Source organism: Novosphingobium sp. EMRT-2 (genome assembly GCF_005145025.1).
In the GTDB taxonomy this organism is placed as follows: Bacteria; Pseudomonadota; Alphaproteobacteria; order Sphingomonadales; family Sphingomonadaceae; genus Novosphingobium.
In genome coordinates, this window is the sequence record NZ_CP039695.1 from 2,280,036 (window position 1) to 2,294,261 (window position 14,226).

Annotated in this window: 14 protein-coding genes; 12 read left to right on the forward strand and 2 right to left on the reverse strand. The window is 68.5% G+C overall.

The window, feature by feature from the left end; genetic code table 11:
* Positions 1-33: 33 nt before the first annotated feature.
* The 8 genes from FA702_RS11235 to FA702_RS11270 all read left to right on the forward strand — a co-directional run bounded on the left by FA702_RS11235 (position 34) and on the right by FA702_RS11270 (position 7,665).
* Positions 34-1,545 carry a replicative DNA helicase gene (locus FA702_RS11235; RefSeq protein WP_136956213.1) on the forward strand — a complete coding sequence of 504 codons (1,512 nt, stop codon included), beginning with the start codon at positions 34-36 and terminating at the stop codon, positions 1,543-1,545.
* A gap of 99 nt (positions 1,546-1,644) precedes the next feature.
* Positions 1,645-1,989: a DNA-directed RNA polymerase subunit omega gene (gene rpoZ, locus FA702_RS11240; protein WP_124811296.1), complete on the forward strand. Its 345-nt coding sequence runs from the start codon at positions 1,645-1,647 to the stop codon at positions 1,987-1,989.
* Between the two features lie 238 nt (positions 1,990-2,227).
* Positions 2,228-4,819: a helicase-related protein gene (locus FA702_RS11245; RefSeq protein WP_136956214.1), complete on the forward strand. Its 2,592-nt coding sequence runs from the start codon at positions 2,228-2,230 to the stop codon at positions 4,817-4,819.
* Positions 4,819-5,121 carry an RNA-binding S4 domain-containing protein gene (locus tag FA702_RS11250; protein WP_168196052.1) on the forward strand — a complete coding sequence of 101 codons (303 nt, stop codon included), beginning with the start codon at positions 4,819-4,821 and terminating at the stop codon, positions 5,119-5,121. The genes FA702_RS11245 and FA702_RS11250 overlap by 1 nt, the downstream gene beginning before the upstream one ends.
* 14 nt (positions 5,122-5,135) lie before the next feature.
* Positions 5,136-5,474 (forward strand): ferredoxin FdxA, encoded by a 339-nt coding sequence (gene fdxA / locus FA702_RS11255; RefSeq protein ID WP_011443786.1) that lies wholly within the window; start codon positions 5,136-5,138, stop codon positions 5,472-5,474.
* 163 nt (positions 5,475-5,637) lie between these two features.
* On the forward strand, positions 5,638-5,910 hold the full coding sequence (locus FA702_RS11260) for a hypothetical protein (protein WP_136956215.1): 273 nt from the start codon (positions 5,638-5,640) through the stop codon (positions 5,908-5,910).
* Positions 5,911-6,196: 286 nt separating this feature from the next.
* Positions 6,197-6,721: a CarD family transcriptional regulator gene (locus FA702_RS11265; protein ID WP_124810388.1), complete on the forward strand. Its 525-nt coding sequence runs from the start codon at positions 6,197-6,199 to the stop codon at positions 6,719-6,721.
* Positions 6,722-6,921: 200 nt separating this feature from the next.
* A complete protein-coding gene (locus tag FA702_RS11270) occupies positions 6,922-7,665 on the forward strand; it encodes a head GIN domain-containing protein (protein ID WP_168196053.1) in 744 nt (247 codons plus the stop codon).
* 36 nt (positions 7,666-7,701) lie between these two features.
* Here FA702_RS11270 and FA702_RS11275 read toward each other — a convergent pair whose 3' ends face one another.
* Positions 7,702-8,670 (reverse strand): L-threonylcarbamoyladenylate synthase, encoded by a 969-nt coding sequence (locus FA702_RS11275; RefSeq protein WP_136956217.1) that lies wholly within the window; start codon positions 8,668-8,670, stop codon positions 7,702-7,704.
* Positions 8,671-8,730: 60 nt separating this feature from the next.
* Between FA702_RS11275 and FA702_RS11280 the strand changes: the two genes are divergently transcribed.
* On the forward strand, positions 8,731-10,449 hold the full coding sequence (locus FA702_RS11280; RefSeq protein ID WP_136956218.1) for an acyl-CoA dehydrogenase: 1,719 nt from the start codon (positions 8,731-8,733) through the stop codon (positions 10,447-10,449).
* Complete coding sequence (locus FA702_RS11285) at positions 10,446-11,267, forward strand: DUF815 domain-containing protein (protein ID WP_136956219.1); 822 nt, start codon at positions 10,446-10,448, stop codon at positions 11,265-11,267. Before FA702_RS11280 ends, FA702_RS11285 begins: the two co-directional genes overlap by 4 nt.
* A 27-nt stretch (positions 11,268-11,294) precedes the next feature.
* Here the strand turns inward: FA702_RS11285 and FA702_RS11290 are convergent, their stop codons facing one another.
* Complete coding sequence (locus FA702_RS11290; protein WP_136956220.1) at positions 11,295-12,758, reverse strand: sorbosone dehydrogenase family protein; 1,464 nt, start codon at positions 12,756-12,758, stop codon at positions 11,295-11,297.
* 87 nt (positions 12,759-12,845) lie between these two features.
* Here FA702_RS11290 and FA702_RS11295 point away from each other — a divergent pair, with 87 nt between their 5' ends.
* Positions 12,846-13,328 (forward strand): GAF domain-containing protein, encoded by a 483-nt coding sequence (locus tag FA702_RS11295; RefSeq protein WP_136956221.1) that lies wholly within the window; start codon positions 12,846-12,848, stop codon positions 13,326-13,328.
* Between the two features lie 141 nt (positions 13,329-13,469).
* Positions 13,470-14,156 (forward strand): glycine zipper 2TM domain-containing protein, encoded by a 687-nt coding sequence (locus tag FA702_RS11300; RefSeq protein ID WP_255504540.1) that lies wholly within the window; start codon positions 13,470-13,472, stop codon positions 14,154-14,156.
* The last annotated feature ends 70 nt before the right edge of the window (positions 14,157-14,226 follow it).

A 14,226-nucleotide genomic window follows, 5' to 3' on the forward strand; every position in this document is an offset into this window, starting at 1 on the left:
CGGCGACCCGTCTCCCTGCGCCATTGGTGTGTCATGTCGGCAAGTGAAGCGATCCTCCTGCGCGAACCCGAAGAGATTCGCACCCTCCCCTCCAACGTCGAGGCGGAAGCCGCGTTTCTGGGCGCGGTGCTGATCGACAACCGGATTCTGGAAGAACTCGCCACCCCGCTGAAGCCCGAGCATTTCTTCGCGCCGGTCCACGGCCGCGTCTATGAGCGCATCCTCGCGCTGGTCGATCGCAAGGCGGTGGTCACGCCGGTCACGCTCAAGCCCTATTTCGAAAGCGACGAAGGGCTGAAGGAACTGGGCGGCACCGCCTATCTCGCGCGGCTGACGGCGGACGGACAGGGCCTGCTCGCCCCGCGCGAACTGGCCGAACAGGTCTATGACCTCGCCCTGCTGCGCGAACTGATGGCGGTGGGCCGCAACCTCGTCGAAGGCGCGCGCGACACCAGCAATTCGGTCGCGCCGCTCGAACAGATCGAACGCGCCGAAGCCGCGCTCTATGCCGTGGCCGAAGGCGCGCAGACCGGCAGCGAGGCGCAGAGCTTCGGCATGGCCACGCGCACCTCGCTGGAAATGATCGAGAAGGCGCTGCTTTCGGGCGGCCACATCTCGGGCAAGACCACCGGCCTTACCTCGGTGAACGAGAAGATCGGCGGGTTGCACGATTCGGACCTCATCATCCTCGCCGGCCGCCCGGGCATGGGCAAGACCTCGCTCGTCACCAACATCGCGTTCAATTCGGCCGACCGGCTGCGGCGCGACCAGGCCGATGGCATCGCCACCAAGGATTCGGTCGGCGCGGCGGTGGCCTTTTTCAGCCTGGAAATGAGCGCGGACCAGCTCGCCACGCGTATTCTGGCCGAACAATCGGGCATCAGTTCCGAAGCGCTGCGCATGGGCCGCATCAGCCGCGAGGATTTCCAGCAGCTTTCGTTCGCCAGCCAGCGCCTGGCCGAACTGCCGCTCTATATTGACGACACACCGGCCCTGACCATCGGCAGCCTGCGTACGCGGGCGCGGCGATTGAAGCGCCGGCACGACATCGGCCTGATCATCGTCGACTACCTCCAGCTTCTCCAGGGATCAGGCCGCAGCGACAACCGCGTCAACGAAATCTCGGAAATCAGCCGCGGCCTGAAGACGCTGGCCAAGGAGCTTTCGGTCCCGGTGATCGCACTGTCACAGCTTAGCCGCGCGGTCGAACAGCGCGACGACAAGCGACCGATGCTGTCGGACCTGCGCGAATCGGGCTCGATCGAGCAGGACGCGGACATGGTCTGGTTCGTGTTCCGCGAGGATTACTACGTCGCCGCGCGCGAACCCAAGGTGCCGCAGGGCAGCGACGACATGAAGATCCAGGAAGCCCACGCCGCCTGGCAGGCGGAAATGGAGCGCGTCTATGGCCTGGCCGAACTGATCGTGGCCAAGCAGCGCCACGGCTCGACCGGCAAGGTGCGCCTGCGCTTCGAATCGCGCATCACCAAGTTCAGCGATCTCGCCCCCGACGCGTTGGCCGGCCACAGCTACAACGACGAATGATGCAGCACCCGGTCTCGCTTTCCCGATTTCCTTGACTTTTCCACACCCCGCGCCTAGCTGCGGCTCTTTCCGTCCTTTCCAATATTCCGGAGTGCCCGAATGGCGCGCGTTACCGTCGAAGATTGCGTCGACAAGGTTCCCAACCGTTTCGATCTCGTCCTGCTGGCCGCCGAGCGCGCCCGCGCGATTTCGGGCGGCGCCGAGCTGACCGTTGACCGCGACCGCGACAAGAACCCCGTGGTTGCCCTGCGCGAAATCGCGGACGAGACCGTTCGCCCGACCGTGCTCAAGGAAAACGTGATCCAGTCGCTCCAGCGCGTGCTGCCCGATGACGACGATGAAGTCGATGAAATCGGCTCGCTGTCGCAGTCGGCCGAAGCCCTGCGCATCACCGCCGCCGCGCCGGTGCGGAATACATCGCTCGGCGCCGACTACGACGGCTAAGGCCAGCCGAAATTCAGCCCATGCCGGCCTGCGAACGGCACTTTTCTGCGCTTCCGGTGCTCACGTGCTTCAAGCACGCTGCGCGCCGGTTCTCGAAAAGCACCATTCTCGGCGCGGCCTAACCTGAATTTCGACCGGCCTTCCGCAAGGCCCTGAATGAAAATCCTTTTTGGAGGCGCCGGGGATAAATTCTCGGCGCCTTCTTGCGTGGGGGGACGGCCGCCGCCACATTCCCTGTATGGCCAGTCCCCTGCCAGGAAGACGACACGGGACAGCCGGGGATGGTGTGGTCAAGGCGGTGCTTGGCCCGACCAACACCGGCAAGACCCATCTCGCGATCGAGCGGCTGTGCGCCCATTCCAGTGGCGCGATCGGCTTTCCGCTGCGCCTGCTGGCGCGCGAGGTCTATGACCGGGTCTGCGCGATCAAGGGCGCGGACCGCGTCGCGCTGATCACCGGCGAGGAGCGGATCGAACCGAAGGACGCCCGCTGGCTGCTCTGCACCGCCGAAGCGATGCCATCGCGCCCCGATCTCGCCTTCGTCGCACTCGACGAAGCGCAGCTTTCCGCCGATCCCGAGCGCGGGCACGTGTTCACCGACCGGCTGCTGCATACGCGCGGACGCGAGGAAACCATGCTGCTGGGATCGGCCACGCTGGAGCCGATGGTCCGCGCGCTGGTGCCCGAAGCGGACGTGATCGGCCGGCCGCGCTTTTCCACGCTGAGCCATGTCGGCGCGAAGAAGCTCTCGCGCATTCCCCCGCGCAGCGCGATCGTCGCCTTCTCGGCCGAACAGGTCTATGCCATGGCCGAAATGCTGCGCCGCTTCCGGGGCGGCGCGGCAGTGGTCATGGGCGCGCTCAGCCCGCAGACGCGCAACGCCCAGGTGGCGATGTACCAGGCGGGCGAGGTCGACTACCTCGTCGCCACCGACGCGATCGGCATGGGCCTGAACCTCGATGTCCACCACGTCGCCTTCGCTGGCCTGTCCAAGTTCGACGGCCATCGCCAGCGGCGGCTGACCACGGCGGAAATGGCGCAGATCGCGGGCCGCGCCGGCCGCCACCAGCGCGACGGCACCTTCGGCACGCTGGCGGGCACGGGGGCGGGAACGGGCGGGCACGATCCCGAATTCACCCCCGAGGAAGTTTTCGCGATCGAGGAACACCGCTTCCCGCCGCTCACCCGCCTGTTCTGGCGCGAGGCGGAGCCGCGCTTCGATTCGCTGGCCACGCTGATTGCCGATCTGGAAAGCCCGCCGCCCCGGCCCGAACTGGCCACACCGCCGCAGGCGATCGATCTGGCCGTGCTGAAACGGCTGGCGGAGGAGCCGGATACCGCCGCCACGGTGCGCGGGCGCCGTTCGGTCCAGCGCTTCTGGGCAGCCTGTTCGCTGCCCGATTTCCGCCAGCAGGGCGCCGAAACCCATGCCCGCTTCGTCGCCCGACTGTGGCAGGATCTGCGCCACGGCTATCTGGGCGCGGACTACGTGGCGCAGGCGATCGCCGCGCTCGATAACCCGTCTGGCGATATCGACACGCTGCAGGGGCGCATCGCGGCGATCCGCAGCTGGTCCTACATCGCGCAGCGGCCCGACTGGGTGCTGGCGCGCGACGAGATGGCGGCGCGCGCCCGCGCCGTGGAAACGCGGCTGTCCGATGCGCTACACGCGCGCCTGACCGAACGCTTCGTCAACCGCCGCACCACGCTGCTGATGCGCAAGACCGGCGCTGACGCCGCGCTCCTGCCCGTCCGGCTCGACGAGGCGGGCGCGGTGCTGGTGGACGACGAGGCGATCGGTCACCTCGAAGGCTTCCGCTTCGTGGTCGATCCGCTGGCGCGCGCGGCGGATCGCAAGCTGCTGCTGGCGGCGGCGGAGCGACACTTGCCCGGCCTGCTGGGCACCCGCGCGCAGGCGCTGGTCCGCGATGCCGGAACGGCGGAGGGAATCACCCTCGCCGATGGCGCGCTGGGCTGGAACGGCATCACGGTGGCGCGGCTGGAAAAGGGCCGGACGCTGCTGGAGCCACGCATCCGGATCGACGCGGCGCTCGACCGGCTGAGTTCCCCGGTCCGACAGGGCGTGGAAGCCGCGCTGGGCGAATGGCTGGCGCGCCATGGCGAGAAGCCGCTGGAACCCTTGCGCAAGATTGCCGAAGCCGGGCGCGATCCCGCCTCCGGACCGACGTTGCGGGCGCTGCTGCTGCAGCTGGTGGAAGGCGGCGGCGTGATGGCGCGCGCGGAGGCCGGGCTGGAGCGGCTCGACGATCGCCAGCGCGCCGCGCTGCGCGGGCTCGGCATCCGCGTGGGCGCGCTGGACCTTTACGTGCCGAGCGCGCTGCGGCCCGCCGCGATGACGCTGTGGAGCGCGCTGGCGCGCGTCTGGGGGCTGGACCACGATACGCCACCCGATGCCATGCAGCCCGTGATCCGGGGCGGTAGGGAGATACCGGTGGGCTATCGCACCGCCGGACCCCAGGCGATTCGGGTGGATCTAGCTGAAAAGCTGCTCCAGGCCGCCCACCGCGTGCGTGGAGCGGGAGGCGCGGCCGGGGGCAGGACGCGCCGCTTCGCGCTCGATCCGGCGCTGGCGCGGTCGATGGGACTGACCACCGCCGGCTACGCGGCGCTGCTGCGCGCGGCGGGCTTTCGCGCCTGGCCCCCACGCCCGCTGGCCGCAGGCGCCGCTGGGCCGCCCGCGCCGCCGCTGTGGGACTGGCGCCCCCCGCGCCCGCGCGAGGAACGCCGGCCCGAAGCCGTGCGCGCCCGGCCCGACAGCGCCTTCGCCGCGCTGGCGCAATGGATGGCGGCCGAACCGGTGGGGCGCTGATGGCCGCCGGGCTGCGGATCGACAAGCTGCTGTGGTTCCTGCGCCTCGCCAAAACGCGCACGCTGGCGCAGGATTGGGCGCAGGCGGGGCACATCCGGCTCAACGGGCGGCGCGTGGAGCGCGCGCACCAGGGCGTCTCCGCCGGCGATATTCTCGTCGTTCCGCTGGGTTCGGCGGTGCGCGTGATCGAGATTCTGGCGCTTCCGGAGCGCCGAGGCCCCGCTCCCGAAGCACAAGCATGCTATCGGGTGCTTGACGATAGGCCCACCTCGCCTCTAGCACGGCCCGAAACGCGTACCTGAGGGAAAATCACGCCATGACTTATGTTGTGACCGACGCCTGCATCCGCTGCAAGTTCATGGACTGCGTCGAGGTCTGCCCGGTGGACTGCTTCTACGAGGGCGAGAACATGCTCGTGATCAACCCCAGCGAGTGCATCGACTGCGGCGTGTGCGAGCCGGAATGCCCCGCCGAAGCGATCCTGCCCGATACCGAGAGCGGGTTGGAACAGTGGCTTGAGCTGAACGCCAAGTATTCGGCGGAATGGCCGAACATCACCGCCAAGAAGGATGCGCCGGCCGACGCCGACGAGCACAAGGGCGAAGAAGGCAAGTTCGACAAGTACTTCTCGGCCGAACCCGGCGAAGGCGACTGATCCGGCGGGGCGATTGATCCGGGGCGACTGATCCGCTGATCCGCCCCGTAACCGCCCCAATTCGGGACTGATCCGAATCAGACTGAAATCCCCGCGCCATCGCGCGCGGGGAATATTACGTTCCGCCCCGAATAAGGAAAAACCTCGCGGGGGTCGGAACGAAATGCCTGAAATCGCAATCTATGCGGGAATCGCTTTCCTGTCGGCGACAGTGGGCTTCTTTGCGGGCGCGTTGCTGGCAACGTCCAAGATTGCCTTCCTCGAAAATCGCGTTTCGGTGACCGAGCACGAAGTGGAAAGACTCGCCGCGCGGGCCGAAGCGCTGATCCTGGCGCTAAGGCAGATCGCCACGCTGCCCGAGGATCGGGCCAGCCACGACCCTTCCAACCCGTCGGCAGCGGGAATCGCCAAAACGACGCTGCACGCGCTTCGCTGACGTAGCGTCAAGCCCGCCCCCGACGGCGGAACGAACAAGGATCGGTGGAGATTCTCCGCCGGGACTGGAAATTTTCCACAAAAACGTTATATACTCGCATGTGCGGCATGGTCCCGGCCATGCGTCGCATTTCACGAAGATAAGGCAGGACACAAAGGCAGCACAAAAAAGGGGTCGCAGACCGCTTGTTGAGGGCCGCCCGCGAAGCAATGCGGGCATCGGGCGCAATACGCGCACCGGGGCCTCTTCCGCCGCCACATCCTAGCCCGTGTCGAAAGGGTAACCAATGGCAGCCAAGGCTCTTGCCTTCGATGTTGGGGATTACGTCGTCTATCCGAAGCACGGCGTCGGCCGGGTGGTCGAACTGCAGAACGAAGAAATCGCCGGAATGACGCTGGAGCTTTACGTGCTCCGTTTCGAGAAGGAACGCATGACGCTGCGCGTTCCTGTGAACAAGGTCGAAGCCATCGGCATGCGCAAGCTGTCTTCGGACAAGACGCTGCGCGAAGCGCTGGATACGCTGAAGGGCAAGCCCAAGGTCAAGCGCACCATGTGGTCGCGCCGGGCGCAGGAATACGAAGCCAAGATCAATTCGGGCGATCTCGTTTCGATCGCGGAAGTCACGCGCGACCTGTTCCGCGCCGACGACCAGCCGGAACAGAGCTATTCCGAACGCCAGATCTTCGAAGCGGCCTCTTCCCGCCTCGCCCGCGAACTGGCGGCGATGGAAAAGACCGACGAACCGGCCGCGCTCAAGAAGATCCTCGCGATCCTGAACGAGTACGCGCCGAAGTATTACGAAACCGCCTGACGCCACGGTCCGGGCCGCACGGTCCGGCCGGGTTTCATGCCCGTTTCCCCAAAAGGGGTCGCCGGGAAGCCGGCGGCCCCTTTTGCGTTGCCGCGCTCGCGTCGTCCAGATGCCGATGCGCGCCGACGAGCGACATGGCCACCGGCGATCGGAGTGTAGTATGCAGGCAATACACATTCCCTCCCGGTGGAGAAGATCGCATGTTCGCCAATCTTGCCCGTGCCCTGACGGGCGTAGCCGCCGTCGGTCTGAGCGCCGCGCTGGCCGGCTGTTCGTCCGACGCGCGCGTCACGATCGATGGTGTCCGCGGCGTGCCGCTGGCGGAGCTGGACACCTCGGGCAAGGCGCCCGACACGATCACCCTGCTCGGCCCCGATACCGTCCACGTTACCGGCGGGGACCGGCTGGCGATTACCGTCGATGGCGATCCGGCGATCCGGGACCAGCTCCGCTTCACCCTGAAGGACGGCAACCTCGGCATCACACGCGAAAAGCACGGGTTCGGCCAAGGCGGCACCGTGACCATCAACGTGGTCGTTCCGCCGTTGCAGGGGATCGTGCTGATGGGCTCGGGCACTGTCCAAAGCGACGCGCTGCACGGCGAGGACGCCAGAGTCGTCATTGCCGGCTCCGGAAGCGTGGATAGCACCCGCGTCGATGTCGGCACGCTCAAGGTCGACGTACTGGGTCCGGGCACCGTGCGGGCCGCCGGCCATGCCAGGAACCTGGCGCTGACCATCGGCGGATCGGGCAATGCCGATCTTTCCGGCCTCTCGGTCGATGCGGCGAAGGCCGACGTCGCCGGGTCGGGTAGCGGCCGGTTCGCGTCGGACGGTACCGTGGATGCCTCGATCCTGGGCAGCGGCGACATCCACGTGCGCGGGCGCGCGACCTGCACGGTCAAGACGATGGGTTCGGGCAAGCTGGTCTGCGAAGCTGCCTGAAACCAGCCCGCCTTTAACCGGGCCCCTTTAGGGCGTTCAGGCGGCGGCGCGGCGCAGCCGGTCGTTGATGGCGACGCCGATGCCCCGGTCGGGGATCGGCGCCACGGCGATGCGGGGCCGCGCATCGTCCGCGGCCAGGTGCAGGCAGGCGTAGAGCCGGGCCGCCGCTTCGGCGAGATCGCCGGCGCGCGACAGCGAGACATCGCCGGCAACCGCGCCGAAGCCGATCAGGAATTCGTCCGGCTCCGCGTCCGGCGCGTCGAGGCGGACGGGCTTGCCCGGCGCATAGTGGCTGGCCAATTGCCCCGGCGCCTCGATCCCACCGCGATCCCGCGCGCGGCCGGCATGCTCTTCGCCCAGCACTGCTGCGATCCGCGCCTCCTCGATCGGGCCGGGCCGCAGGATCGCCCACGAACCGTCCGCGCGCAGGCCGACAATGGTCGATTCGATCCCCTGCGCCGTCTCTCCCCAGTCGAGAATCAGGCCCACTCGATCCCCCAGCGAGGCGCGCACGTGCGCCGCGCTGGTGGGACTGATCGCGCCGCTGCGATTCGCCGAGGGCGCGGCGAGCGGCAGGTCGCTTTCGCGCAGCAGCGCCTGCATCACCGGATGCGCGGGGCAGCGCAGCGCAACCGTGGGCAGGCCCGCACTGACCGCCATGGCAAGCGGCGCACCGGGCAGACGCGGCAGCACCATCGTCAACGCGCCCGGCCAGAACGCGGCGGCGAGCGCCTCGGCCCGGTCGTCGAAGGCGGCGAGCGCCCTTGCCGCTACGGCATCGGGAACATGGACGATCAGCGGGTTGAAATCGGGGCGGCCCTTGGCGCGGTAGATGCCCGCCACGGCGGCATCGTCGTCGGCCCGGGCGGCAAGGCCATAGACGGTTTCGGTGGGCACGGCGACCGTTCCCCCCGCCGCCAGCAGCCGCGCCGCCTCGGCGATGCCGGCGGCATCGGCCCTGCGCAGGTTGCCCGGCCCGTCGTGGGAAATCTTTGTGCCGTCCATGCCTTGCCGCTATAGCGCGCGCCACGCTCTGCCAAGGAAAACCAAGCGAGGGGAACTGCGATGGATTTCACGCCACCCACCACCGACCAGGTGCTTGCCCTGCGCGTCAGCGCCGGCATCGAGGAACTCGCGGCGCATGAACGCTTCGAGGCTGCCAGCCCCGATCTGGTGGAAGCCATCGTGGAAGGCATCGGCGCGCTGGCGGCGGGCGAATGGGCGCCGCTCAACCGCCTGGGCGATACCGAGGGCGCGAAGTGGAACGACGGCGCGGTGACGCTGCCGGCCGGCTTTGCCGACGCCTACCGCGCGTTCGTCGAGCAGGGCTGGAACTCGATCGCCGGGCCGGTCGATCACGGCGGACAGGGTCTGCCCTTCGCGCTGGCGACTTGCGTGCTCGAGACGCTGGGCGCGGCCAACATGGGCTTCGCCCTGCTGCCAATGCTCACCGTCGGCGCGATCGAGGCACTGGATCACCACGGCAGCGAAGCGCAGAAAGCGCTCTATCTTCCCAAGCTGGTCAGCGGCGAATGGTCGGGCACGATGAACCTGACCGAGCCGCAGGCCGGGTCCGACGTGGGCGCGCTGCGCAGCACCGCGGTGCCGATCACCGAAGGCCCGCACGCCGGCAAGTACCGCATCGCCGGCACCAAGATCTTCATCACCTTCGGCGAGCATGATCTGGCCGAAAACATCATTCACCTCGTCCTCGCCCGCACGCCCGGCGCGCCGGCGGGCACGCGCGGCATCTCGCTGTTCATCGTGCCCAAGTTCCACGTCAACGCCGACGGCACCCCCGGCGAACGCAACGACGTGCGCTGCGTCTCGATCGAGCACAAGCTCGGCATCCACGCCTCCCCCACCTGCGTCATGTCCTATGGCGACCACGGCGAATGCATCGGCGAGCTGGTGGGCCACGAGAACGAGGGCCTGAAGGCCATGTTCACGATGATGAATTCGGCGCGCATCAACGTCGGCAGCCAGGGCGTCCAGATCGCCGAGCGCGCCTATCAGCAGGCGCGGGCCTATGCGCGCGATCGCGTGCAGTCCGCCCGGGCCGGCGCGGCGGACAAGACGCCGGTGGCGATCATCGAGCACCCCGACGTGCGGCGGATGCTGCTGCGCATGCGCGCGCTGACCGAAGGCGCGCGCGCGCTGCTCTACTACACCGCCGGCCAGATCGACCGCGGGACGCTGGGCAACGCAGCCGCGCAGAAGCGGGCGGAAGTGCTGGTGCCCATGCTCAAGGCCTGGGGCACCGATGTCGGCTGCGAGGTGACCAGTCTGGGCGTGCAGGTCCACGGCGGCATGGGCTTCATCGAGGAAACCGGCGCCGCGCAGCACTATCGCGACGCGCGCATCGCCCCGATCTACGAAGGCACCAACGGCATCCAGGCCGCCGACCTCGTCACCCGCAAACTGGGTTACGACAACGGCGGCGTGCTGCAGGCGCTGATGGCCGACATCATCGCGGAAATGGAAGACGTACCCGAAGTCGCCGCACTGGCGAGGGACGTGGCCGCGATCGCCACTTGGATGACCACCAGCGCCACGCTGGATGACCGGCTGGCCGGCAGCGTGCCGTTCACCACGATGTGCGCGGCGGCCGTGGCCGGCTGGCAGCTTGCCCGCCAGGCGCGGGCCACGGGCGATGACGCCAAGACGGCGGTGACGATGTTCTTCAACCGCACGATCGTGCCCGAAATGCGCGGCCTTGGCTCGGCAGCCATGGCGGGCGCGGCGCTGGTCTATCAGCTGGATACCGACGCGCTGCTGGCATGAGTGACCATACCCCCTTGCTGACCCGCATCGCCGAGGCGCTGGAGCGGCTCGCACCGCCCCCGCCGCCGCCCGTCGACTGGCTGGCGCACCCCGCCTACGTCTGGCTGGGCCGCACGGCCCGCCCGGTCGCCCGGCTGGAGGCGCCCGCGCTGGACCTGATGCACGGCATCGACTTCCAGAAGGGCGCGGTGGTCGAGAACGTCGCCCGCCTGGCGCACGGCGCGGCCGCGCACGACATGCTGCTGTGGGGTTCGCGCGGCATGGGCAAGTCGGCCTTGCTGCGCGCCGCCACGCTGGCCGCGCAGGCGGAACGTCCCGGCAGCATCGCGCTGGTGCAGGCCACGCCCGAGGCGGGCCTTGCCGACCTGTTCGCGCTGCTGCGCGGGATCGACCGCCGCTTCCTGGTATTCCTCGACGACCTCGGCTTCGACGCGGCCGACGCCGACGGCGCGCGCCGGCTGCGCAGCTGGCTGGAAGGCGGCGTGGAAGCGCGCCCGGCCAACGTGCGCCTTGCCGTCACCTCCAACCGCCGCGCCATCGTGGAACGCCATCTCAGCGAACAGGACGACCCGATCAACCCGCGCGACGTGGTCGACGACCGGCTGGCGCTGGCCGACCGGTTCGGGCTGTCGCTGGGCTTCCACAATTGCTCGCAGGACGATTTCCTGGCGATCATCGGCGGATACGCCGCGCATTACGGGCTGGAATGGGAGCCGGCCGACGCGCTGGAGTGGTCACGCCGGCGCGGTGGCCGCTCCGGGCGTGTGGCCTGGCAATATGTCAACGAACTGGCAGGGCGGACCGGGCGCGCGCTGTAAGCCACGCGCCCTGGTCTTTCCCGCATCTTACGGCTGCGGCTTGAGCAGGTCCGAATCTTCGTTGGGCTTGGCGATGAACTTGGCATCGGCCGGCGGCGGGGGCGGCATCGGCGTGGCCTTGATCGGCACGATCTCCGCCGCGGGCTTGGCGCCCGGCGCCACCACGCGCCAGATCACGCCGCCCACGTCGTCGCTGACCAGCAGCGCCCCGTCCTTCGCGAAGGCGACCCAGGTCGGCCGGCCGTGCGCGCGGCCTTCGGGCGTGAGGAACCCGCTGAGGATCGTGACCGGCGGGGTGGGCTTCACGTTGCCGCGATCGTCGAAGCCGACGAAGACGACGTCATAGCCCGAGAGCGGGCGACGGTTCCACGAACCGTGGCGCGCGATGAATGCGCCCTGCGCGAAGCGATCGCCCATCACGTTGCCGCCGCGCGAAAACGCAAGGCCAAGCGGCGCGACGTGCGAACCCAGCGCGTATTCCGGCTTGCGCGTGTATTCGAGCATGTATTCGGGCATCGGCTCCTTGACGCGCCAGTCGATGTTCTTTTTCCAGTAGGCCCAGGGCCAGCCGTATTGCGCGCCCAGCGGCACGTTGGTGAGGTAATCGGGCACGAGATCGGACCCGAGCATGTCGCGCTCGTTGACCACCGTCCACAGTTCGCCGCTGTGCGGATTCCAGTCGAGGCCGTTGGGATTACGCAGGCCACCGGCGAATTCGCGGCTGCGGTGCTTGGCGAAATCGTACTCGTGGATCGCGGCGCGGCCCTTTTCCTGGTCGATGCCGTTCTCCGCGATGTTCGACGAGGAGCCGACCGTGACATAGAGCTTGCTGCCATCGGCGCTGAGCAGCAGGTTGCGCGCCCAGTGGTTGCCGCCGCCGGGCAGGTCCATCAGCTTCTCGGGCTTGCCGGGAAGGGTCGTCTGGCCCAGCGCATAGGGGTACGACAGCACCGCGTCGTGGTTGGCGATGATCAGGCGGCCGTCGCGGAACACCATGCCGAACGGCGAATCGAGCGCGGGGTTGTCCATCACGAACTTCTGGTCGGCCTTGCCATCGCCATTGGTGTCGCGCAGCAGCACGATCTTGTTGGGCGAAGGCCCGCCAGCGCCCACCTTGCGGAACAGCCAGTTCATCACCAGACCCGTGATCCCGCCGGGGCCTCGGCCGGGAGGCGCGTTGGTTTCCGCTACCAGCACATCGCCATTGGGCAGCACGGTCACCGCACGGGGATGATCCAGCCCGTCGGCGAAGCGGCCGACCGCCAGCCCCTGCGCCGCCACGGGCGCCTCGTTGGCGTTCCAGCCCACAGGTTCCGCCACCACGACCGTGGGTATGGTCTGCGCGCTGGGCTCGGCCAGCTTGGGCTTCGGCCCGGAAAGCTGGTCCAGCGTGTACTGTGCGGGATCGCCCCGCATGGCCCAGGCAATGAAAAGGCCGCCCGCGACGACGACGACGAGCAGCCCGATGAGGATCTTGCGCAAGAGAGTCATGCCGGCAAATCTAGGCGGCAAACGCCGTCCTGTCACCTGACAGGTTACCCGCATTCCATTCCGCCCCGGCCGTCCTATATCGGGTGCATGTACGCCTTTGCCCCCAACGCCGGCGCTTCGACCGCCGAGATCCATGCCGAGCTGCGCGAAGCGGCCGTGGCCATCACCGACAACGAGCCCGATGGCATCGCCAACATGGCCAATGTCGCCGCGCTGCTGGCGGAATTCCTGCCCGATCTCAACTGGGCCGGCTTCTACCGCATGGTGGAAGGCGAACTCGTGCTCGGTCCGTTCATCGGTAAGCCCGCCTGCATCCGCATTCCGCTGGACCGTGGCGTCTGCGGCGCGGCGGCGCGCACCGGAACCACGCAGCGGGTGGAGGACGTCCACGCCTTTCCTGGCCATATCGCCTGCGACGCCGCCAGCCGGTCCGAACTGGTCGTCCCGGTGATTCGCGGTGGCGCGGTCATCGCCGTGATCGACCTCGACAGCCCGCTGCCCGGCCGCTTCACCGAAGAGGACGCCGCCGGCATAGAAGCGCTGGCAGAGGCGATCGCGGAACGGATCTGAGAGAAAGAACCACCCGCCAATCTATCCCGTTTCGGCACAGCGCCGGGAGCGGCCTTGGTACCCCCTGCCCGGCGATGATACGGTTCCGGAAACGTCCGGAATCCGGCCAGTCGCGCCGGCGCGCCGCAACAGGGGATCACGATGGCCCGAATCTACCAAGCACTTGCCGTTTCGCTCGCACTGGCGGGCGCCATGCCGGCCGTGGCCCACGAAGCGCCGCCCCCGCCGCCGCCCGCACCGCCCGGCGGCTGGTATGCTCCAGCGCCATACGGCGCCGTGCCCGCCTGGCAGGGCGTCTATCCGGCAGCGCAGATGCCTGCCCCGCCGCCGGTGGACCCGGAGTACCAGCGGATGCTGGATCGCTGCCGCGTCAACAATCCGGATAAGCACGTCGGCGGCACCCTGATCGGCGGCGCGGTGGGCGGATTGATCGGCAATCGTGTGGCATCGGGCGATCGCGTGCTCGGCACCGTGGCCGGCGCGGCGGTTGGCGCAGTCGCCGGCAACGTGATCGACAAGGCCGAGGACAAGGGGCGCGACCGCGAATGCGAGGAATTCTTCCGTCGCTACGGTCCACCGCAAGCCGCAGGCTATCCGGGCGGCTATGGCGCGGGATACCCCGGCTACGGCGGCGCCTATCCGGGATACGCGCCCTATGGCTATGTCATGGTGCCGGTGATGATCCAGAACCAGCAGAAGCCCTGCGTCGAGACCACGACCGTGACCGAGGAATGGGTCAACGTGCCGGTCCGCCGCCGCGCGGTGCACCACCGCCCGGTGGTGCGCGACAAGCGCGTCAAGGAAAAGCGGGTCTATACCGGCAGCTGAGTTCCCAGTGCCCGTCGTCCCAGCGAAAGCTGGGACCTCAGGCCGCTGTAGCGCATTTTCGACAGGACCG